Below are 19,706 nucleotides of genomic sequence, written 5' to 3'. Positions count from 1 at the left end.
AGCCCGACGGCATGACCAGCCACGACGTGGTCGGGCGCTGCCGGCGCATCTTCGGCACCCGCAAGGTGGGTCACGCCGGGACCCTGGACCCGATGGCCACCGGCGTGCTGGTGATCGGCATCGAGCGGGCCACCAAGATCCTCGGCCTGGTGGCAGGCACCTCCAAGACGTACGCGGGCACCATCCGGCTGGGGCAGTCGACGTCCACCGATGACGCCGAAGGCGAAGTGCTGCAATCAGTCCCGGCGGATCATGTCTCCGATGAACGGATCGACACCGCGATCGGCGCGTTGCGTGGACCCATCGAGCAGGTGCCGTCGGCCGTCAGTGCCATCAAGGTCGCAGGCAAACGCGCCTACCAACTGGCCCGAGAGGGCGAGACGGTGGAGCTGGCCGCCCGCACGGTGACCATCGACCGGTTCGACGTGCTGGACACCCGGCGCAGTCCGGGCCTGATCGACCTGGACGTGGTGGTCGACTGCTCGTCGGGTACCTACATCCGGGCGCTGGCTCGTGACGTGGGCGCCGCCCTGGGCGTCGGTGGTCACCTCACCGCACTGCGACGCACCCGCGTCGGTGGGTTCGGCCTGGCACAGGCACGCACGCTCGACCAACTGGCCGAGGCGCCGCAGCTGAGCTATTCGCTGGACGAGGCCTGTTTGGAATCCTTTGCCCGCCGGGAGCTCTCCGACGACGACGCACTGGCCGTCAGCCACGGAAAGCCGTTGGTGGCAGCCGGAATGGACGGAATCTACGCCGCGGTGGCGCCCGACGGACGGGTGATGGCGCTGCTGGAGGACAAAGGTCGGCGCACCACCTCGGTGGTGGTCATCCGGCCGTCCACCCTGAACTGAGGTTCACCGCTGAGCTAACAGGGCACGATGAAGATCGACTGCGCCGCCGGGCTGCCCAGTTCGACGGTGCGGTTGGAGCTGTCGTGGCCGTCGCCGACGGACACCGACACCGTGCCCGCGAAGTCGCGTCGTGCCAGCACCGTCACATGGGAGTCGAGGGCGATCCCGACGTCGTCGAAGTACCGCAGCATCTCCGGGTCGGCGTCGCTGATGCGGGCCACGGAACCGTGGTCACCGTCGTGACACGCCGACAGTGGCTGAGCCGGCGGTGTGGGCACCGAGCCGTCCGAACCCGGGATCGGATCGCCGTGCGGGTCACGCTGCGGGTAGCCCAGTTTGGCGTCGATGCGCGCCATCATCAGATCCGAGACCGCGTGCTCCAAGATCTCGGCCTCGTCGTGCACCTCGTCCCAGCCGTATCCGAGCTCGCTGACCAGGAACGTCTCCAACAGCCGGTGCCTGCGCACCACCGACACCGCTGCGCGGCGGCCCCGCTCGGTCAGCGTCACGGCGCCGTACTTCTCGTGGTCCACCAGGCCCTGATCGGCGAGCTTACGGATGGATTCGGAAGCGGTGCTGGCCGATACCCCGATGCGCTCGGCCAGCATTTTGGTGCTGACCTTCTCGTGTGACCATTCCTGTGCGGTCCAGATGGTCTTGAGGTAGTCCTGGGCCACTGTCGAGAGGTCGGGGGTCCCTGTCTCGGGGCTCGCATCCGGCGTCACACCCGAAAGTTTAGGCATCCTTCATCTGCTCCGTGGCTCTAGAGGCGCTATCGGATTCCGGGCACCGTAGGCTGGGGCCCGTGCAGCGGTGGCGGGGTCAAGATGAGATTCCCTCGGACTGGGGCAGGTGCGTACTCACCATCGGCGTGTTCGACGGTGTCCACCGCGGACATGCCGAGCTGATCGCACGTGCGGTCAAGTCGGCGCGGTCGCGGGGCATCCCGGCCGTGCTGATGACGTTCGACCCGCATCCGATGGAGGTGGTGTTCCCCGGGAGTCATCCCGCGCAGCTCACCACGCTGACCCGACGCGCCGAACTCGCCGAGCAGCTGGGCATCGATGTCTTCCTGGTGATGCCGTTCACCACCGACTTCATGAAGCTCACCCCGGAGCGTTACATCCACGAGCTCCTGGTCGAGCGCCTGCACGTCGTCGAGGTAGTGGTGGGGGAGAACTTCACCTTCGGCAAGAAGGCGGCCGGCGACGTCTCGCAACTGCGCAAGGCGGGGGAGCGGCTCGGGTTTGCCGTCGAAGCCATGTCCCTGGTTGCCGAGCAGCACTCGACGGAGACGGTGACGTTCTCGTCGACCTACATCAGGTCCTGCGTCGATGCCGGCGATGTGGTGGCAGCCGCCGAGGCGCTGGGACGGCCGCACCGCGTCGAGGGTGTGGTGGTGCGAGGTGACGGTCGCGGCAGGGTCCTGGGTTTCCCCACGGCCAACGTCGCACCTCCGATGTACTCGGCGATCCCCGCCGACGGGGTGTACGCCGCTTGGTTCACCGTGCTCGGCCACGGACCTGTCATGGGCACCGTGATCCCGGGTGAACGCTATGACGCGGCGGTGTCGGTGGGCACCAACCCGACGTTCTCCGGTCGCACCCGCACGGTCGAGGCGTTCGTGCTCGACACCGCGGCCGATCTGTACGGCCAGCATGTGGCGGTTGACTTCGTCTCGCGCATCCGTGGCCAGGAGAAGTTCAACCACGTCGACGATCTGGTCAAAGCGATGGAACGTGATGTGGAGAAAGCCAGGACGATCCTGCGCGATTCTTTCTGACGGCGGGTGCGCTGTTAGACTCTGCGGCGGTATTCCCCCGTGCTGCAGTTCGCGGCGGCCGGGCGGGTGTTCGAACGCGGACCGATAGAAAAGAGTGAATTCGTGGCGCTTACCGCCGAGCAGAAAAAAGAGATCCTGGGCCAGTACGGCCTGCACGAGAGCGACACCGGTTCGCCCGAGGCGCAGGTTGCGTTGCTGACCAAGCGCATCTCGGATCTCACCGAGCACCTCAAGCAGCACAAGCACGATCACCACTCGCGGCGCGGACTGCTGCTGCTGGTGGGTCGTCGTCGCCGCCTGCTCAAGTACGTGGCTCAGGTCGACGTCGAGCGTTACCGCTCGCTGATCGAGCGTCTGGGCCTGCGTCGCTGACGCAGACAGCCGTCACCGAACCCGCCGCCGTGCCACACGGCGGCGGGTTTTGTGCTGCCTGCATAGATTCTCGGGCCCCGCAAGTCGGGGTGTAGAGTAGGGCTGTTCTGCGCCGGTCAGCCGGTGCGGACGGCAGGTACGGGGCGCACACCGCGCCGCCGTTCCGGCGCGACACGACGGACCCGATTCAGGTGGGCGGTCTTCGGTAGTGGCTGCCGGGCTCCTTATCAGGAAAGCCCGACAGCTTCGATCGACGGCCGTAGCCACTGGGGTTGACGCGTGACGACGCGAAACCATGTGAACATCAACCAGGAAGGCCCACACGGTCCTCTATGTCTGCAGCTGAAATTGACGAAGGCGTGTTCGAAACCACCGCCGTCATCGACAACGGGAGCTTCGGCACCCGCACCATCCGATTCGAGACCGGCCGACTGGCCCAGCAGGCCGCCGGCTCCGTCGTCGCCTACCTCGACGACGAGACCATGCTGCTGAGCGCCACCACCGCCAGCAAGAGCCCCAAGGATCATTTCGACTTCTTCCCCTTGACCATCGATGTCGAGGAGCGGATGTACGCCGCGGGCCGGATCCCGGGTTCGTTCTTCCGTCGTGAAGGCCGCCCCTCCACCGATGCGATCCTGACCTGCCGCCTGATCGACCGGCCGCTGCGCCCCACCTTCGTCTCGGGTCTGCGCAACGAGATCCAGGTCGTGGTCACCGTCTTGAGCCTCAACCCGGCCGACCTGTACGACGTGCTGGCCATCAACGCCGCATCGGCCTCCACCCAGATCGCCGGCCTGCCGTTCGCCGGCCCCGTCGGTGGTGTGCGTGTCGCCCTCATCAACGGCCAGTGGGTGGCGTTCCCCACCGTCGAGCAGCTCGAGGGCGCCGTGTTCGACATGGTGGTCGCAGGGCGTAAAACCGCCGATGACGTGGCGATCATGATGGTCGAGGCCGAGGCCACCGACAAGGTGATCGAGCTGGTCGCCGGCGGTGCTCAGGCGCCCACCGAGGCGATTGTCGCCGAGGGCCTGGAAGCCGCCAAGCCGTTCATCGCCGTCCTGTGCACCGCCCAGGAAGAGCTGCACGCAGCCGCGGGCAAGGAGACCGCGGACTACCCGCTGTTCCCGGACTACGCCGAAGACGTGTACTACGCGGTGGCCTCGGTGGCCACCGAGGAGTTGGGCAAGGCGCTCACCATCACCGGCAAGCAGGAGCGCGACGACCGCACCAACGAGATCAAGGGCGAGGTTCTCGACCGGCTCGGTGAGCAGTTCGCCGGCCGTGAGAAGGAGATCGGCGCCGCCTACCGGTCGCTGACCAAGAAGCTGGTGCGCCAGCGCATCCTGACCGACCACTTCCGCATCGACGGCCGCGGCATCACAGACATCCGCGCTCTGTCCGCCGAGGTGGCCGTGATCCCGCGGGCCCACGGCAGCGCCCTGTTCGAGCGCGGCGAGACCCAGATCATGGGTGTCACCACACTCGACATGGTGAAGATGGCTCAGCAGATCGACTCGCTGGGACCGGAGACCACCAAGCGCTACATGCACCACTACAACTTCCCGCCGTACTCGACCGGTGAGACCGGACGAGTCGGTTCGCCCAAGCGTCGCGAGATCGGCCACGGTGCGCTGGCCGAGCGGGCGCTGATGCCCGTGCTGCCCAGCGTCGAGGAGTTCCCCTACGCCATCCGCCAGGTGTCGGAAGCGTTGGGCTCCAACGGTTCCACCTCCATGGGCTCGGTGTGTGCCTCCACCCTGTCGCTGCTGAACGCCGGTGTGCCGCTCAAGGCCCCCGTCGCCGGCATCGCCATGGGTCTGGTCTCCGACGACGTTGAGGTGGACGGCAAGACCGAGCGCCGCTTCGTCGCGCTGACCGACATCCTGGGCGCCGAGGACGCGTTCGGCGACATGGACTTCAAGGTTGCCGGCACCAAGGACTTCGTGACCGCCCTGCAGCTGGACACCAAGCTGGACGGTATCCCGTCCCAGGTGCTGGCCGGCGCGCTGAGCCAGGCCAAGGACGCCCGCAGCACCATCCTCGAGGTCATGGCCGAGGCCATCGACACCCCCGACGAGATGAGCCCGTACGCGCCGCGGATCACCACCATCAAGGTGCCCGTGGACAAGATCGGCGAGGTCATCGGGCCCAAGGGCAAGATGATCAACTCCATCACCGAGGAGACCGGCGCCCAGATCTCCATCGAGGACGACGGCACCGTGTTCGTCGGTGCGGCCGACGGCCCGTCGGCGCAGGCGGCGATCGACAAGATCAACGCCATTGCCAACCCGCAGCTGCCCAAAGTCGGCGAGCGGTTCCTGGGCACGGTGGTGAAGACCACTGACTTCGGAGCTTTCGTCTCGCTGCTGCCGGGCCGCGACGGGCTGGTGCACATCAGCAAGCTGGGCCGCGGCAAGCGCATCGCCAAGGTCGAGGACGTGGTGAAGGTCGGTGACAAGCTCCGCGTGGAGATCGCCGACATCGACAACCGCGGCAAGATCTCGCTGGTGCTTGTCGCCGAGGAAGAAACAGCGGAAGCTGCCTCGGAAAACGGTTCGGGTGCAACTGATTCCGCGCCTGCCGATGTTGCGACCGCCAGCTCGTAGCACTCAGGAGTCCGTCACGGAGGCCGCCCGGGTTCGGCGTACCACGCTGCCCGGCGGCCTCCGCGTCGTCACCGAGTTCGTCCCGTCGGTACGTTCGGCATCGGTCGGTGTGTGGGTCGGTGTCGGTTCCCGCGACGAAGGACCGACGGTGGCCGGCGCGGCGCACTTCCTCGAGCACCTGCTGTTCAAGTCCACACCGACCCGGTCGGCGGTCGACATCGCGCAGTCGGTGGACGCCGTCGGCGGTGAACTGAACGCATTCACCGCCAAAGAGCACACCTGCTATTACGCCCACGTCCTGGACAACGATCTGGCACTGGCCGTGGACCTGGTGGCCGACGTGGTGCTCAACGGCCGTTGTGCGCATGAGGATGTGGACCTCGAGCGTGACGTCGTGCTCGAAGAGATCGCCATGCGCGACGACGATCCCGAGGACGCGCTGGGGGATGTGTTCCTATCGGCGATGTTCGGCAGGCACCCCGTCGGGCGGCCGGTCATCGGCAGCGTCGAGTCCATCGAGGCGATGACCCGTACGCAGCTGCATTCGTTTCACGTGCGCCGCTACACTCCCGACCGCATGGTGGTGGCGGTCGCCGGAAACATCGACCACGACGAGGTGCTGGGACTGGTGCGTGAGCACTTCGGCCCGCACCTGGTGAAAGGCAAAGAGTCGCAACAACCTCGCAAGGGCGCCGGCCGCGTAGGCGGCTACCCCAACCTGCAGGTGGTGCAGCGCGATTCGGAGCAAACCCACATGCTGCTCGGAGTGCGCACCCCTGGCCGACACTGGCAGCACCGCTGGGCGTTGACAGTGCTCAACACCGCGCTCGGCGGCGGTCTGAGTTCGCGACTGTTCCAACAGATCCGAGAGTCGAGAGGGTTGGCGTACTCGGTCTACTCGTCGGTGGACACGTTCTCCGACACCGGGGCGCTGTCGGTGTACGCCGGCTGCCTGCCGGAGCGCTTCGACGAGGTGGTCAGAGTCACCGCCGATGTGCTCGACGCGGTGGCAAGCGATGGCATCACCGAGAACGAATGTCGGATCGCCAAGGGTTCATTGCGCGGGGGAATGGTTCTGGGGCTGGAGGATTCGGCATCGCGGATGCACCGCATCGGTCGCAGCGAGCTGAACTACGGCAGGCACCGCAGCCTGTCGGAGACCCTCGACGAGATCGATGCGGTGACCCTGGACGAAGTGAACGCCGTGGCGCGCAGCCTGCTTGGCAAACAGTTCGGTGCCGCGGTACTGGGATCTGGTGTCACCAAACGTTCGCTGCCACAACGTCTCCGGCGCATCACCGGCTGACGTGTAGCGTGGCGGTCATGGACCGACTGTCACGAAGAAACGTCCTCGCCGGCGGGCTCACGTGTGTGGCGCTGGCCGCATTCGGCTCAGCTCCGGCGGCAGCCGAAGGTGCTGAAGTGCTCGACCAGATCGCTGATCTGGAGCGTAGGCTGGGCGCCCTGGTTGGTGTGTACGCCCTCGACGTGCAGATCGGACAGGTAGTGGCACACCGTGAAAACGACCGGTTCGCCATGTGCTCGACGTTCAAGGCCTACCTGGCCGCTCGGGTGCTTCAACGCGCCGAGCGCGGCGAACTGTCGCTCACTGACACGGTGACTGTGCACGAGGCCGACCTGATGTCGAATTCGCCGGTCACCGAGACCTTCGTCGGGCGACCCATCACGTTGTCTGAGCTGTGTGTCGCCGCTTTGCATTTCAGCGACAATGCCGCGTCCAACTACCTGTTGCACGGCATCGGCGGCCCGCCGGCCATCACCGAATTCGCGCGCAGCATCGGCGATCAGCAGACTCGTCTGGACCGTTGGGAGACCGAACTCAACGCCGCTGTGCCAGGGGATCCGCGCGACACCAGCACGCCGATGGCGCTGGGGAACGGGTTCCGGGAGCTCATCACCGGCGCTGTCCTGGGCTCGGGATGCGTACACAGTTGGTCGACTGGATGAAGACCAACACCACCTCGAGCCTGCGTCCTGGTCTGCCCGCCGGCTGGACGTTCGCCGACAAGACCGGCAGCGGCGATTACGGCAGTACCAACGACGTCGGGGTGGTCTTCGGCCCGGACGGTCGCACGGTGGTGTTGTCGGTGATGGTCCGCTCTGCCGGTGACGATTCGGATGCCGAAGGGTTCCGGCCGGTGATGCCGGAGATCGCGGCGGCGGTGATGGCCGGGTTCTAGACCAGCCTCAGTGAGTCGTCACGGCGCAGTACGAAGAAGTACGGGCGTGCCGAGCCACGCAGATCCATCGCGCCGATCACGGCGTCGTTGGACAGTTGCCGGAACACGTCGTTGATGGGCAGCTGGTCGTAGATCATGGTCGCGGTATCCGTGCCGCGGTAACGGGTGGTGCGTAGTCGGGCCTTGGGGGCACGGGTCTGCAGCACCGACCGCATGGTGGAGATCGGTTTCTTGAACGACCGGCTCTTGACGCCGGGTAGTTTGGCCGCGACGCCGAGGCCTCCGAAAGCCAGCACCGGGTTCAGTGCCCACAGGCCGGAGCCGTCGGCGGTCGGGAACAGCAGCGGGTGCACGTTCTCGGAGTCCACGAATTGTTTTCCCCACCAGCCGCTGGCGGCCAGGAACCCGTCGAGAGGGTGGCTGGTCGGCAGCTCGGCGCCGTGCCAGGTGCCGATCATGAACTCGGGCGCCACGGCGGGCGCGGCATCGAAGATGGCCAAGGCCTCGGCGGTGGTGGTGGGCGTACTCGGGAGGACGTCACTCAACATCATGCGTCCACCATACTTGACACCTGTCAATGACAGCCGGCGACGGAGACGACATCGCCCGGTCGGCTTGCCAGCCGACCGGGCGAGTTGAGTGAGGTCTTACAGCACGGTGGCGGGATCGGTGAACGGCAGTTCCAGATCGGCGGCCACCTGCTCCGACAGCAAGGCGCCGGCGTGGGTGGACAGGCCCTTGGCCAGTGCGGCATCGGACCGGCAGGCCGCCTGCCAGCCCTTGTCGGCGAGCTTGAGCACATACGGCATGGTCGAGTTGGTCAGCGCGAAGGTGGAGGTGCGCGGCACCGCGCCCGGCATGTTGGCCACGCAGTAGAACACCGTGTCATGCACGGCAAACGTCGGGTCATCGTGGGTGGTGGGCCGCGAATCCTCGAAGCAGCCGCCCTGATCGATGGCGATGTCCACCAGAACCGCGCCAGACTTCATCTGTGCCACAGTGGAATTGGTCACCAGCTTGGGCGCCTTGGCGCCCGGCACCAGTACGGCGCCGATCACCAGGTCGGCGTTGGTGACTGCGGCCTCCAGGTCCAACGCGGACGAGTAGCGGGTGGCGATCGTGCCGCCGAACTCGGCGTCGACCTTGCGCAGGGTGTTGATGTTCAGGTCGAAGACGGTGACGTGGGCGCCCATGCCCTTGGCGACGCGGGCGGCATTGAGGCCTGCCATCCCGCCGCCGATCACCACGACGTTGGCCGGGGCGACGCCGGGAACGCCGCCCATCAATACACCGCGACCGCCCTGGGTGCGCATCAGATGGTAGGCGCCCACCTGGGCGGACAGGCGGCCGGCGACCTCGCTCATCGGTGCGAGCAGGGGCAGCGCCCCATCCGCGGTCTGCACCGTCTCAAAGGCGATGGACGTGGTGCCCGAGGCCAACAGGGCGTCGGTGCACGGCCTGGACGCAGCCAGGTGCAGGTAGGTGAACAGGGTCTGGCCCTTGCGCAACCGGGCGTACTCGGCCTCGATGGGTTCCTTGACCTTGAGCAGCAGCTCGGCCTCGGCCCACACCTGGTCAGCAGTGCCGACGATCTCCGCGCCCGCGGCTTTGAAATCGGTATCGGTGATCGCCGAGCCCTCGCCGGCGCCGGCCTGGATGGCGACATCGTGGCCGCGGCGGACCAGTTCGGCCACACCGGAAGGGGTGATGGCGACGCGGAACTCGTTGTTTTTGATCTCGGTCGGGATGCCGACGCGCATGATCGCTCCTGGGTTGGGACTTGCGGTGGTTGCCTACAATTGTGAAGAAATCCCATCTAGATGGCAATGATTGTGATGATGATTCGGTATGGTCCTCGTATGTCAGAAGAATCAGCAGGATCCGCGGTGCGTCGCCCGCATCCCCCGAAGGATGTTCGGGGCGCCGAGATCGACGACGTGGACCGGCGGATCCTGGCGGCGCTGCATGCCGATGCCCGCATCTCCAACAGTGCCCTGGCCGATGCCGTCGGTATCGCCGCATCGACGTGTCATGGTCGTGTCCGGCGATTGCAGGACATGGGGGTGATCCGCGGCTTCTACACCGACATCGATCCCGCCGCGATCGGGCTCTCCCTGCAGGCAATGATCTCGGTGAGTCTGCAGTCCAACGCCCGCGGCAAGATCCGGCACTTCATCGGGCAGATCAGAAGCAAACCGCAGGTGATGGACGTGTACTTCCTGGCCGGCGCCGACGACTTCATCCTGCACGTCGCCGCCCGCGACACCGACGACCTGCGCGCCTTCGTGGTGGAGAACCTCAACGCCGACGCCGACGTGGCCGGCACCCAGACCTCCCTGATCTTCGAGCACCTGCGAGGGGCCGCGCCGCTGTGACCGGTCCCGACAGTGAACGGACCCGCACGCTGTGGTTCGCACTTCTGCTCACCCTCGCCAACGGATTCCTCGACGCTTACACCTACGTGGCGCGCGGCGGCGTCTTCGCCAATGTCCAGACCGGCAACGTCATTCTCTTCGCCATCGAGGTCTCGCAGGCGAAACTGGCCGCAGCCTTCGCGCACGTGTGGCCGCTGCTGGCCTTCATCGCCGGGGTGGCGCTGGCGGCCCACATCAAGTCGGGCCGCGCCGAACGTGTGGTCCCGCACCCGCTTCGCTGGACCATGGCAGTGCAGGCCGCCGCGCTGGTGATCGTCGGCTTTGTGCCGGCCTCGGTGCCGCACAGCTACGTGACGGTGCCGATCTCCTTTCTGGCCGCCATGCAGATCGGTCTGTTCCGCAACATCGGAGATCTGGCGTATCTGCCCGTCGCTACCACCGGGAACATGATGCGGTTCGTGGAATCCGGATACGACGGCTTCGTCGAGAAACACGACCAGGGACGACGGGCGGTCCGGATCTACGGCACGCTGATCCTGGCGTTTTCCGGCGGCGCCGTGATCGGCGCCGTCGCCTCCTTCGCCTGGGGTGTGCGGGCTGTCTGGGTGGCCGCGGTGGTGCTGGCGGTGACGTTGGTGCTGTTCATCATCGACGAGACCAGGCTGCGCTGACGGCCGTCCCTAGACGGCGACGGCTTCCTCCACCATCTTCTCGACCTCCACCAGATTGTCGCCGTAGACGCCGGCGTTGCCGAACTCGCAGTGGCGGTCCGAGGTGATGGCATTGACGGTGGTGCCTGACGGCTTGTCCTGCCAGTAGCCGACATTCGACATCACCAGGCCCACGATCAGGCCGGAGTCCAGCACAGCTGGGGCCTCGAACGCGCCGCGATCGTTGAACACCCGCACCAGATCCCCGTCGGCGATCTGGCGCTCGGCGGCGTCGACAGGGTGGATGAACACCCGCAGTTCGCCCTGGGCGGCCCGCTTGTCCGGCGCGTTGCCGTATTGACTGTTGAGGAAGGCATGCGGCTTCGGTGTGATGATGCTCAACGGGAAGCGTTCGGCGAGTTCGGGATTGGACTGCCGCGATTCGAACGGTGCCACGTAGTCCGGTACCGGGTCGAGGTATCCGCCCGGCTGCTTGTCCTCGTACATCGAGCGCCACACCGGGACCACGAAGTTGCCGCCTTCAGCGAGGCTGGATCGGAACTCGCACTTGCCCGATGGGGTGGGGAAATTGCCTTCGGCGTGTGGTGCCCGGGTGTCGGGGGTGCCGACGTTGAGCCGCATCCACCCCACTTCCTCCAGCTTGTCGACGGTGATGCCGTGCAACGCAGGGGCCTGCCAATCGTGGAAGTCGATCAGCATCTCCCGATCGGTGCGATTCCAGTACTTCATCGACTCGGCATCGAATTCCATGGTGGCGGCCAGCCGGCGGAACAGCTCGACGTTCGGCACACACTCGCCGGGCGGCTCGATGGCCGGCTGATTGAGCGAGATGTACAGATGGCCCCACGTGACCATGATGTCCAGCTGCTCGGCCTGCATGGTGGCGGGCAGCACGATGTCGGCGAACTTTGCGGTATCGGTGATGAAATGCTCGCTGACGACCGTGAAGAGATCGTCACGCATCAGCCCGTTCATCGTCTTCTGCTGTGCGGGACCCTGAGAGACGGGGTTCGAGTTGTAGACGAACAGCGACTTGATCGGTGGGTTGAGTTCCAGCTCTCCGGTGAGTGCCATACCGAGATCCAGCTCGTTGACCACCCGGGTGCCTTCGGGAATCCACTGCGGCATGCAGATCTTGTCGAATTGGGTGGGGAACTCCCAAATGGGCATCTCCATGGTGCCACCGCCCACATGGCGCCAGGCTCCAACCAGTGCGGGAAGGCAGGTGATGGCGCGAATCGCTTGGCCGCCACCACGATTGCGCTCCAGAGCGACACCCTGGCGAATGGCTGCCGGTTGGCTGGTGGCGTACTCCCGTGCCAGGGTGCGGACGTCATCGGCGGGAATGCCGGTGATCTCCTGTACCCGCTCGGGCGGGAACGCCTGCGCACGGGCTGCCAGCTCGTCATAGCCGACGGTGTACTTCGCGACGTAGTCAGTGTCCACCAGCCCCTGCGCGATGATCTCGTGGATCATGCCCATGGCAAGGGCGCCGTCGGTGCCGGGCCGGATGGGGATGTGCCAGTCGGCCTGCCGCGCAGTCCGATTGTGCACCGGGTCGATCACAACAATCTTGGCGCCGTTGTGTTTTCGCGCCTCCAGCAAGAACGGCCAGCCGTGCAGGTTGGTGCTGGTCATGTTCATGCCCCACACGATGATGTACTTCGAATGCGCCATGGACTCGATGTCCAGACCGCCCGAACCGCCGACGGTCATGTGCCAGGCGGTGGACGACCCTGATTCGCAGTACGTCTTCTCGGCGACGGTAGAGCCCAGCCGGTTGAAGAACGCGTCCCCGGAGGTGAGGCCGTTGAGCACTCCCTGGTGCCCCAGGTAGGCGTGCGGCATGATGGCCTGGCTGCCGTAGGTCTCGATGATCTCGGTCCAGCGCTGTTTGATCTCTGCCAGTGCCTCGTCCCAGGTGATCCGCTCGAATTCGCCTGCGCCCTTTGCTCCTACGCGGCGCATCGGGTGCAGTAAGCGATCAGACTGGTAGTGGTGCTCGTGGAAGTTCTTCACCTTGACGCACAGGCCACCGCGGGTCATCGGGTGGTCAGGATCGCCTTTGACGCCGATGAGTTTGCCGTCCTGAACTTCATAGAGCATGGCGCAGGTGTCGGGGCAGTCGTGCGGACAGGCGCCACGGACGATGCTGAGATTCTGGTGGGCGAGTGTCATGGTCATTCCTCCAGGGCTGGCGGAAAATGCGACTCATCTCAGTAACCCCCAGCCGTGTGGCTGGGCAATTGCCTCAACGTAAAACTGCTGTGACGCAACGCCGAGGCGCATGCGCTCACCCGGTGAGTCGGAGTACAGGTGGACCGTCGAATGTCGACCGGACTCATGTGTCTCGACCGCGGTGCTTCTGCGTCGAGAGTTGGAACAGGTGTTCGATCCTGTCGAGGTTCACCGACGTGCGCTGTCGATTACCGGTGGCATTGTCGACGGGAAGCCGGTGACGCCGCCCTCGGTAACTCGACGCCGGTGGCGCTGACTACGCTTTGGGCATGCGAGTCGGAGTGCTGGGGGCAAAGGGCAAGGTTGGGGCCACCATGGTGGCGGCGGTGCAGGAGGCGCCGGATCTCGAACTGTCCGTCGGTGTCGACGCTGGTGACCCGTTGTCCACGCTCACTGACACCAACACCGAGGTTGTCATCGACTTCACCCATCCGAGCGTGGTGATGGACAACCTGAAGTTCCTCATCGACAACGGAATTCACGCGGTCGTGGGCACCACTGGGTTCACCGAGGACCGCATCGAACAGGTGCGCACCTGGCTGGCCGACAAGCCCGAGAGCGCCGTCTTGATCGCCCCCAACTTCGCCATCGGTGCCGTCCTGTCCATGCACTTCGCCAAGCAGGCTGCCCGTTTCTTCGAGTCGGTCGAGGTCATCGAACTACACCACCCACACAAGGCCGATGCCCCGTCCGGCACCGCCGCCCGCACCGCCGCGCTGGTCGCCGAGGCTCGAAAAGGCCTGCCGCCCAGCCCCGATGCCACCAGCACCGGCCTCGACGGTGCCCGCGGCGCTGACGTCGACGGCGTGCGAGTGCACTCGGTACGCCTCGCCGGGCTGATCGCCCACCAGGAAGTGCTGTTCGGCACTCAGGGGGAGACGCTGACCATCCGTCATGACAGCCTTGACCGCACCTCGTTCGTGCCCGGTGTGCTGCTGGCGGTACGCACCGTCGCTTCGCGACCGGGGTTGACGGTGGGTATCGAACCTCTGATGGACCTCTAGAGCCATGCGGGCCCTGCGCACCCAGATCCTGATCGGGTTCTTCTGCCTGGCCCTGGTCCTCTACTTCGTGTTGCTCGGCCGCATCGCCGTGGCGCTGATCACCGACGGTCGCCTGGCGCCGGTCGGGTTGGGGATCGCCTTGCTGTTGTTACCGATCGTCGGGGCATGGGCGATGATCGCCACGTTGCGTGCCGGATTCGCCCACCAGCGGCTGGCTCGGCAAGCGCGAGAGGCGGGGATGGATCTCGACGTCAGCGACCTGCCTCGCCGCGCCTCGGGTCGCATCGAACGCGACGCCGCCGACCAGATGTTCAACACCGTGCGCGCCGAGCTGGACGCCGACCCCGACAACTGGATCCGCTGGTATCGGGTGGCCAGGGCCTACGACTACGCCGGTGATCGCAGCCGGGCCCGCGAGGCCATGCGCACCGCCGTCGACAAGGAACGACAGCAGCGGTGACCACGCTGCTGGTGGTGCACCACACCCCGTCACCGGCCACCCGCGAGGTGTTGGAGGCGGTGCTCGGCGGTGCCAGGGACCCCGAGATCACCGGCGTCGACGTCGTCGTCCGTCCAGCACTGGCCGCCACCGTGCCCGATGCGTTGGCGGCCGACGGCTTCCTGTTCGGCACCACCGCCAACTTCGGCTACATGTCGGGTGCGCTCAAGTACTTCTTCGACACGGTGTACTACCCGATCCTGGACCATGTGGCCGGGCGGCCTTACGGTCTGTGGGTGCACGGCAACAACGACACCGCCGGGGCGACGGCTTCGGTCGGGCGTTTGACCGCCGGACTGTCCTTGGCCAGGGTGGCCGACGTGCTCGAGGTCACCGGTGGCGTCGACGCTGCGGTGCGCGCACGGGCGTATGAACTCGGCGGCACCCTCGCCGCGACTCTGATGAACTAGGGGGAACCATGCCGGGTCTCGCTGAAATCGCGCTGGCGGGCGCGCCCATTGCCGGAGGTGCACTGTTGGGTTTGGCGGCAGGAAACATGCGCACCCCGGACGTGCGGGCGCTGATCAAGCAGGACATGGAACTGCTGGAGAACATCCCCGCCGATCAGGTGGAACGTCGAGCTGAACTGCAGCGGGTGATCAACCTGCGTATCGACGACATGATCGCTGCGGTGGACAAGAACCGCGAATTGCGCCTGATCGCGGCGTCTTACCAGGGCAACTGGCGCGACATCGTGGTCTTCGTCTGTGCGGTGCTGTTCACCGTCGTCTGGTGGAACGTCAGCCACAGCCGGTCCAACTGGCTGGTGATGTTCATCGTGCTGATCGTGTTGTCGCTCGTCGCGGCCGTCTACGCCGCCCGCGGTCTGCTGCGCGCACTGGCCACTTACATGCAGTCGCGCCGGCGGGCCGACAAGGTTCAGTAGTGGTAGGTGTCCGATGGCGCCGGGGCGTGGGTTTCGGAATCGTCGAACGGTGACTCCTCGATGCCGTACGCCCGGGCCAGATCCAGGATCTTGTTGGCCCTGGCGATCCGGGGCAGGTCGGAACCGTTGCGGATCTCGCCGCCGTCGCGTTCGAACTCGGCGAAAAACTCCTTGGCCCAGCTGATCTCGTCCTTCGACGGGGACAGACCTTCGTTGACGGCGGCGCACTGGTCCGGCGTCAGACAGATCTTGCCCGTCATGCCGAACTCGGCGGACACCGCGGTGGCCTCGATGAGCTTCAGCGCGCTGGTCCCGATGGTCGGCCCGTCGATGGCGCTGGGCAGGTGGGCGGCCTTGGCCGCGATGGTGAACCGCGACCGCGCATAGGCCAGGGTGGCGGGGTTGTCGCCGAACCCGGTGTCGCGGCGGAAGTCGCCGATGCCGAATGCCAGCCGAAAGGTGCCTTTGGCCGAGGCGATCTCGGTGATGCGCTCCAGGCCGCGCGCCGTCTCGACCAGGGCGACGATGGGAACACCGGGCAACCGCTTGGCGGTCTCGACCACGTGGTCGACGGATTCCACCATGGCCAGCATCACGCCGCCGACCGATGTGCCGGCCAGCAGGTCAAGGTCGTCGGCCCACCACTGTGTGCCGAAGCCGTTCACCCGCACCCAGTCGCTGTTGCCGTCAGCCAGCCAGCGGGTCACGTTCTCGCGGGCCACCGTCTTGTCCTTCGGCGCCACCGCGTCTTCGATGTCGAGGACGACGATGTCGGCGCGTGATCGAGCCGCGGCCGGGAATCGCTCGCCCTGGGCGCCGTTGACCAGCAGCCAACTGCGGGCCAGTACCGGGTCTATCCGCGAACCGGCAGGCTGGTTTTCGGGGCTGGGCTGATCAACCTGGTCATACACGGCGCCTATGGTTGCACGCTCACCTCAACTCGTCGCCGAAGACCTCTGCCATGGCCTCCCAGTGCCGCTGTGCCGCGGCCCGGTCGTAGGGGGCGTTGTCGGGTACCGCGAACCCGTGTCCGGCCGGGTAGATGACCACGGTGTGCGTGACGCCTGCGGCGGTCAGTGCCTTGTCCAGGGTCTCGGCGTTGTCCTCGGTGAAGGACTGATCGGCGGCCGCCCCTGCGACGTATACCCGCGCCCGGATCTGGTCGGACCGCAGGTGGGGGCTGTCCGGTGCGTCGGTCACCAGCCCGCCGCCGTGAAAGGACATGGCCGCGGCGACCCGGTCCGGCACCAGGCCTGCCACCACCATCGACGTGCGCCCGCCCATGCAGTAGCCGGTGGTGCCGAAGGTCTGCCCACGGACGTCCGGGCGTGCGGCGAGGTAGTCGAAGAAGGCGCTGGCGTCGGTGGCCATGGCTTCCTGGGTGACGGAGCCGATCATGGAGAACAGCCGCTTGCGTTCCTCCTGATCGCCGAACACCGTCGCCATGTCGAACGGCGCCCACTGCCCGTTTCGGTAGTAGACGTCCGGAACCAGGACCACGTAGCCGTAACCGGCCAACTCGGCGGCCATCTGGTCGAAGGTGGCGCGGGCACCGCCGGCGTCCGGGTACATCACGACGCCGGGCCAGGGGCCGTCGCCGTCCGGAGTCGCGACGGTGACGGGGCAGGTCCCGTCGGCGGTGGTGACGGTGTCGGTGAAGATCGGCATGGGTCCGTTCTACTCGGGTGGTGTGGACGTAAGCTGACGTGGTGCCGATCGCCACGCCGTATGAGGATCTACTGCGTCTCGTGCTCGCCCAGGGCACCCCGAAATCGGATCGCACCGGCACCGGCACCCGCAGTGTGTTCGGCCATCAGCTGCGTTACGACTTGGCGGCAGGTTTTCCCCTGATCACCACCAAGAAGGTGCATCTGAAGTCCATCGTCTACGAGCTGCTGTGGTTCCTGCGCGGCGACTCCAACGTGCGCTGGCTGCAAGACAACGGTGTCACCATTTGGGATGAATGGGCTTCCGAGACAGGCGAACTGGGCCCGGTGTACGGCGTGCAGTGGCGATCGTGGCCCACGCCGTCCGGCGATCACATCGACCAGATCAGTGCGGCGCTGGAGCTGCTGAAACGCGATCCGGATTCCCGCCGCAATATCGTCTCGGCCTGGAACGTCGGCGAGATCCCGCAGATGGCGCTGCCGCCGTGCCATGCGTTCTTCCAGTTCTACGTCGCCGACGGCCGGCTGTCCTGCCAGCTGTATCAGCGCAGCGCCGACCTGTTCCTGGGGGTGCCGTTCAACATCGCGTCCTACGCGCTGCTGACGCACATGATGGCCGCGCAAGCCGGGCTGGGAGTCGGTGAGTTCATCTGGACCGGCGGTGACTGCCACATCTATGACAACCACGTCGACCAGGTGAACCTGCAACTCGGTCGCGAGGCCAGGCCATATCCGGAACTTGTTCTGGCGCACCGCGATTCCATCTTCGACTACACCTACGACGACATCGAGATCAAGAACTACGATCCGCACCCCGGCATCAAGGCGCCGGTAGCCGTATGACACTGAACCTCATCTGGGCGCAATCGTCGTCCGGGGTGATCGGGCGTGACAACTCCATCCCCTGGCGCGTCCCCGAGGACATGGCGCGGTTCAAAGAACTCACCATGGGCCACACCGTTATCATGGGCCGGCTGACGTGGGAGTCGCTGCCCGAGCGGTTCCGGCCGCTGCCGGGACGCAAAAATGTCGTACTCACCCGGCAAGCTGACTACATGGCTGACGGAGCAGAGGTGATCACCTCCCTCGACGAGGTGTCCCTGGATGGCGCGTGGGTGATCGGCGGTTCGCAGGTCTACGGGTTGGCCTTGCCGAGGGCCACCCGCTGTGAGGTCACCGAGGTGGACGTCGACCTGCGGCGCGAGGACGACGACGCCCTGGCGCCAGTTCTCGACGAAACGTGGACGGGTACGGCCGGGAACTGGCAGGACAGTTCGTCCGGCCTGCGTTACCGGTTCTACAGCTACACCCGGCCGTGAAGCTCAGCGCCACCCAGGCCCGACGGGTGGCCGTCGCTGCCCAGGGATTCGCCGAACCGGCGCCCCGCGGAGTGGTCAACCGCGCGCATCTTCGCAAACTGATCTCGCGTATCCAGGTGCTGCAGCTGGATTCGGTGTCGGTGGCGGTGCGTGCCCACTACGCGCCCATCTTCAGCCGCCTCGGGCCGTACGACCGAGACGTGCTGGACCGCGCCGCCTGGAGCCACAGCGCCAGAGCGCCGCGACTGCTGGTCGAATACTGGGCTCACGAAGCGGCGCTCATGGCCGTCGAGGACTGGCCGCTGCTGCGCTGGCGGATGCGCCAGTACCGGCACGGTCGGTGGGGAACCGAGATCGTGGCCAAGAATCCGGGGCTGATCGAGGACGTGGTGGCCGCTGTCACCGAGCTGGGGCCGTCCACCGCGGGCCAGATCGAGGCGCATCTGGAGTCCGAACCCCGTGGACGCAAGGGCCCCTGGTGGGACCGCAGCGACACCAAATGGGTGGCTGAGGCACTGTTTGCCTCCGGGGTGTTGACCACGGCCACGCGGGTGGGCTTCGCCCGGCATTACGACCTGAGCGAGCGGGTGCTGCCGGCCGACGTGATGGCCCGTGAGGTCGATGACGACGACGCCGTGCGCCAGCTGTCCTTGCGGGCCGCGGGAGCTCTCGGTGTAGCCACCGAAGCGGACATCCGAGACTACTTCCGATTGGCCGCCGGTCAGGTCAAACCTGCACTGGCGCAACTGGTTTCCCAGGGTGAGCTGGAAGAGGTGGAGGTGGACGGCTGGTCGGCGCCGGCGTACCTGCGGGTCGGGCAGGCCGTTCCACGCTCCGCCCGCGGGACTGCGCTGTTGTGCCCGTTCGACCCGCTGATCTTTTTCCGGCCCAGGGTGGAGCGGCTGTGGAACTTCCACTACCGCATCGAGATCTACACCCCGGCGCCCAAGAGGCAGTTCGGGTACTACGTGTGGCCGTTTTTGCTCGACGGTGAACTGGTGGGCCGCGTCGACCTCAAAGCCGACCGGACCCGCGACGCCCTGCTGGTCCCGGGCGCATTCGCCGAGGACGGCCAGGACCGAACACGGGTGGCCGTCGCGCTGGCCAAGGAGTTGATCGTCATGGCGCAGTGGCTCGGACTGGGTGACGTGATCGTGGGGCAGCGCGGTGATCTGGTGGGGGAGTTGAGCAAGGCGCTGGCCTAGGCGCTTGACCGGCAGGGCTTGCCGGC

At 66.3% G+C, this 19,706-nt stretch carries 20 protein-coding genes and 1 pseudogene; 15 read left to right on the top strand and 6 right to left on the bottom strand.

Annotation, left to right across the window (positions count from 1 at the left end):
* Positions 1-11: 11 nt before the first annotated feature.
* Positions 12-854: a tRNA pseudouridine(55) synthase TruB gene (truB, locus tag BVC93_RS29935; RefSeq protein ID WP_236950521.1), complete on the top strand. Its 843-nt coding sequence runs from the start codon at positions 12-14 to the stop codon at positions 852-854.
* Between the two features lie 14 nt (positions 855-868).
* On the opposite strand, the gene mntR is transcribed toward truB, so the two are convergent.
* Entirely contained in the window at positions 869-1,579 is a 711-nt protein-coding gene (mntR, locus tag BVC93_RS29930) for a manganese-binding transcriptional regulator MntR (protein ID WP_236950181.1), read from the bottom strand.
* Between the two features lie 80 nt (positions 1,580-1,659).
* On the opposite strand from mntR, the gene BVC93_RS29925 reads away from it, so the two are divergent.
* From BVC93_RS29925 to bla, 5 genes and pseudogenes are all read left to right on the top strand, one after another.
* A complete protein-coding gene (locus BVC93_RS29925) occupies positions 1,660-2,637 on the top strand; it encodes a bifunctional riboflavin kinase/FAD synthetase (protein ID WP_083740565.1) in 978 nt (325 codons plus the stop codon).
* A 102-nt stretch (positions 2,638-2,739) separates the two neighbouring features.
* Positions 2,740-3,009, top strand: coding sequence for a 30S ribosomal protein S15 (rpsO, locus tag BVC93_RS29920; protein ID WP_011559497.1), 270 nt, complete (start codon positions 2,740-2,742; stop codon positions 3,007-3,009).
* A gap of 332 nt (positions 3,010-3,341) precedes the next feature.
* A complete protein-coding gene (locus BVC93_RS29915; RefSeq protein ID WP_083740564.1) occupies positions 3,342-5,615 on the top strand; it encodes a polyribonucleotide nucleotidyltransferase in 2,274 nt (757 codons plus the stop codon).
* A complete protein-coding gene (locus BVC93_RS29910) occupies positions 5,593-6,921 on the top strand; it encodes a M16 family metallopeptidase (RefSeq protein ID WP_083740563.1) in 1,329 nt (442 codons plus the stop codon). The genes BVC93_RS29915 and BVC93_RS29910 overlap by 23 nt, the downstream gene beginning before the upstream one ends.
* A 17-nt stretch (positions 6,922-6,938) precedes the next feature.
* A pseudogene (bla, locus tag BVC93_RS29905) lies at positions 6,939-7,816 on the top strand (class A beta-lactamase).
* Here the strand turns inward: bla and BVC93_RS29900 are convergent.
* Together BVC93_RS29900 and ald are read right to left on the bottom strand one after the other, a co-directional pair.
* A complete protein-coding gene (locus tag BVC93_RS29900) occupies positions 7,813-8,367 on the bottom strand; it encodes a DUF4334 domain-containing protein (RefSeq protein WP_083740562.1) in 555 nt (184 codons plus the stop codon). The pseudogene bla and the gene BVC93_RS29900 overlap by 4 nt on opposite strands.
* Positions 8,368-8,463: 96 nt before the next feature.
* Positions 8,464-9,576, bottom strand: a complete 1,113-nt coding sequence (ald, locus tag BVC93_RS29895; RefSeq protein ID WP_083740561.1) for an alanine dehydrogenase — start codon at positions 9,574-9,576, stop codon at positions 8,464-8,466.
* Positions 9,577-9,675: 99 nt separating this feature from the next.
* Here ald and BVC93_RS29890 point away from each other — a divergent pair, with 99 nt between their 5' ends.
* Positions 9,676-10,191 (top strand): Lrp/AsnC family transcriptional regulator, encoded by a 516-nt coding sequence (locus BVC93_RS29890; RefSeq protein ID WP_083740560.1) that lies wholly within the window; start codon positions 9,676-9,678, stop codon positions 10,189-10,191.
* The gene (locus BVC93_RS29885; RefSeq protein ID WP_083740559.1) at positions 10,188-10,862 is read left to right on the top strand and encodes a YoaK family protein; all 675 of its coding nucleotides are present in this window, start codon (positions 10,188-10,190) and stop codon (positions 10,860-10,862) included. Before BVC93_RS29890 ends, BVC93_RS29885 begins: the two co-directional genes overlap by 4 nt.
* Positions 10,863-10,871: 9 nt before the next feature.
* On the opposite strand, the gene BVC93_RS29880 is transcribed toward BVC93_RS29885, so the two are convergent.
* Positions 10,872-13,040, bottom strand: a complete 2,169-nt coding sequence (locus BVC93_RS29880; RefSeq protein WP_157517146.1) for a molybdopterin-containing oxidoreductase family protein — start codon at positions 13,038-13,040, stop codon at positions 10,872-10,874.
* Between the two features lie 329 nt (positions 13,041-13,369).
* On the opposite strand from BVC93_RS29880, the gene dapB reads away from it, so the two are divergent.
* The 4 genes from dapB to BVC93_RS29860 are packed head-to-tail and all read left to right on the top strand — an operon-like array spanning position 13,370 to position 15,489.
* The gene (dapB, locus tag BVC93_RS29875) at positions 13,370-14,104 is read left to right on the top strand and encodes a 4-hydroxy-tetrahydrodipicolinate reductase (RefSeq protein WP_083740557.1); all 735 of its coding nucleotides are present in this window, start codon (positions 13,370-13,372) and stop codon (positions 14,102-14,104) included.
* Between the two features lie 4 nt (positions 14,105-14,108).
* Positions 14,109-14,564 (top strand): hypothetical protein, encoded by a 456-nt coding sequence (locus tag BVC93_RS29870; protein ID WP_083740556.1) that lies wholly within the window; start codon positions 14,109-14,111, stop codon positions 14,562-14,564.
* Positions 14,561-15,013 carry a flavodoxin family protein gene (locus BVC93_RS29865; protein WP_083740555.1) on the top strand — a complete coding sequence of 151 codons (453 nt, stop codon included), beginning with the start codon at positions 14,561-14,563 and terminating at the stop codon, positions 15,011-15,013. Before BVC93_RS29870 ends, BVC93_RS29865 begins: the two co-directional genes overlap by 4 nt.
* An 8-nt stretch (positions 15,014-15,021) precedes the next feature.
* Positions 15,022-15,489 (top strand): hypothetical protein, encoded by a 468-nt coding sequence (locus BVC93_RS29860; RefSeq protein ID WP_083740554.1) that lies wholly within the window; start codon positions 15,022-15,024, stop codon positions 15,487-15,489.
* On the opposite strand, the gene BVC93_RS29855 is transcribed toward BVC93_RS29860, so the two are convergent.
* Entirely contained in the window at positions 15,483-16,400 is a 918-nt protein-coding gene (locus BVC93_RS29855) for an HpcH/HpaI aldolase/citrate lyase family protein (protein ID WP_083740553.1), read from the bottom strand. The two genes, BVC93_RS29860 and BVC93_RS29855, sit on opposite strands and share 7 nt — an antisense overlap.
* Before the next feature lie 19 nt (positions 16,401-16,419).
* Positions 16,420-17,157, bottom strand: a complete 738-nt coding sequence (locus tag BVC93_RS29850; protein ID WP_083740552.1) for a dienelactone hydrolase family protein — start codon at positions 17,155-17,157, stop codon at positions 16,420-16,422.
* A 41-nt stretch (positions 17,158-17,198) separates the two neighbouring features.
* Between BVC93_RS29850 and BVC93_RS29845 the strand changes: the two genes are divergently transcribed.
* From BVC93_RS29845 to BVC93_RS29835, 3 genes are read left to right on the top strand one after another with little or no spacing between them, the layout of a single operon-like run.
* Positions 17,199-17,999 (top strand): thymidylate synthase, encoded by an 801-nt coding sequence (locus BVC93_RS29845; RefSeq protein WP_083741467.1) that lies wholly within the window; start codon positions 17,199-17,201, stop codon positions 17,997-17,999.
* The gene (locus BVC93_RS29840; RefSeq protein ID WP_083740551.1) at positions 17,996-18,475 is read left to right on the top strand and encodes a dihydrofolate reductase; all 480 of its coding nucleotides are present in this window, start codon (positions 17,996-17,998) and stop codon (positions 18,473-18,475) included. The genes BVC93_RS29845 and BVC93_RS29840 overlap by 4 nt, the downstream gene beginning before the upstream one ends.
* Positions 18,472-19,680 carry a winged helix-turn-helix domain-containing protein gene (locus BVC93_RS29835; protein WP_083740550.1) on the top strand — a complete coding sequence of 403 codons (1,209 nt, stop codon included), beginning with the start codon at positions 18,472-18,474 and terminating at the stop codon, positions 19,678-19,680. The genes BVC93_RS29840 and BVC93_RS29835 overlap by 4 nt, the downstream gene beginning before the upstream one ends.
* The last annotated feature ends 26 nt before the right edge of the window (positions 19,681-19,706 follow it).

This window comes from Mycobacterium sp. MS1601 (assembly GCF_001984215.1).
Classification (GTDB): Bacteria; Actinomycetota; Actinomycetes; order Mycobacteriales; family Mycobacteriaceae; genus Mycobacterium.
The sequence above is the reverse complement of the archived record's forward strand: the minus strand, read 5'-3'. Positions and strand labels throughout refer to the sequence as shown.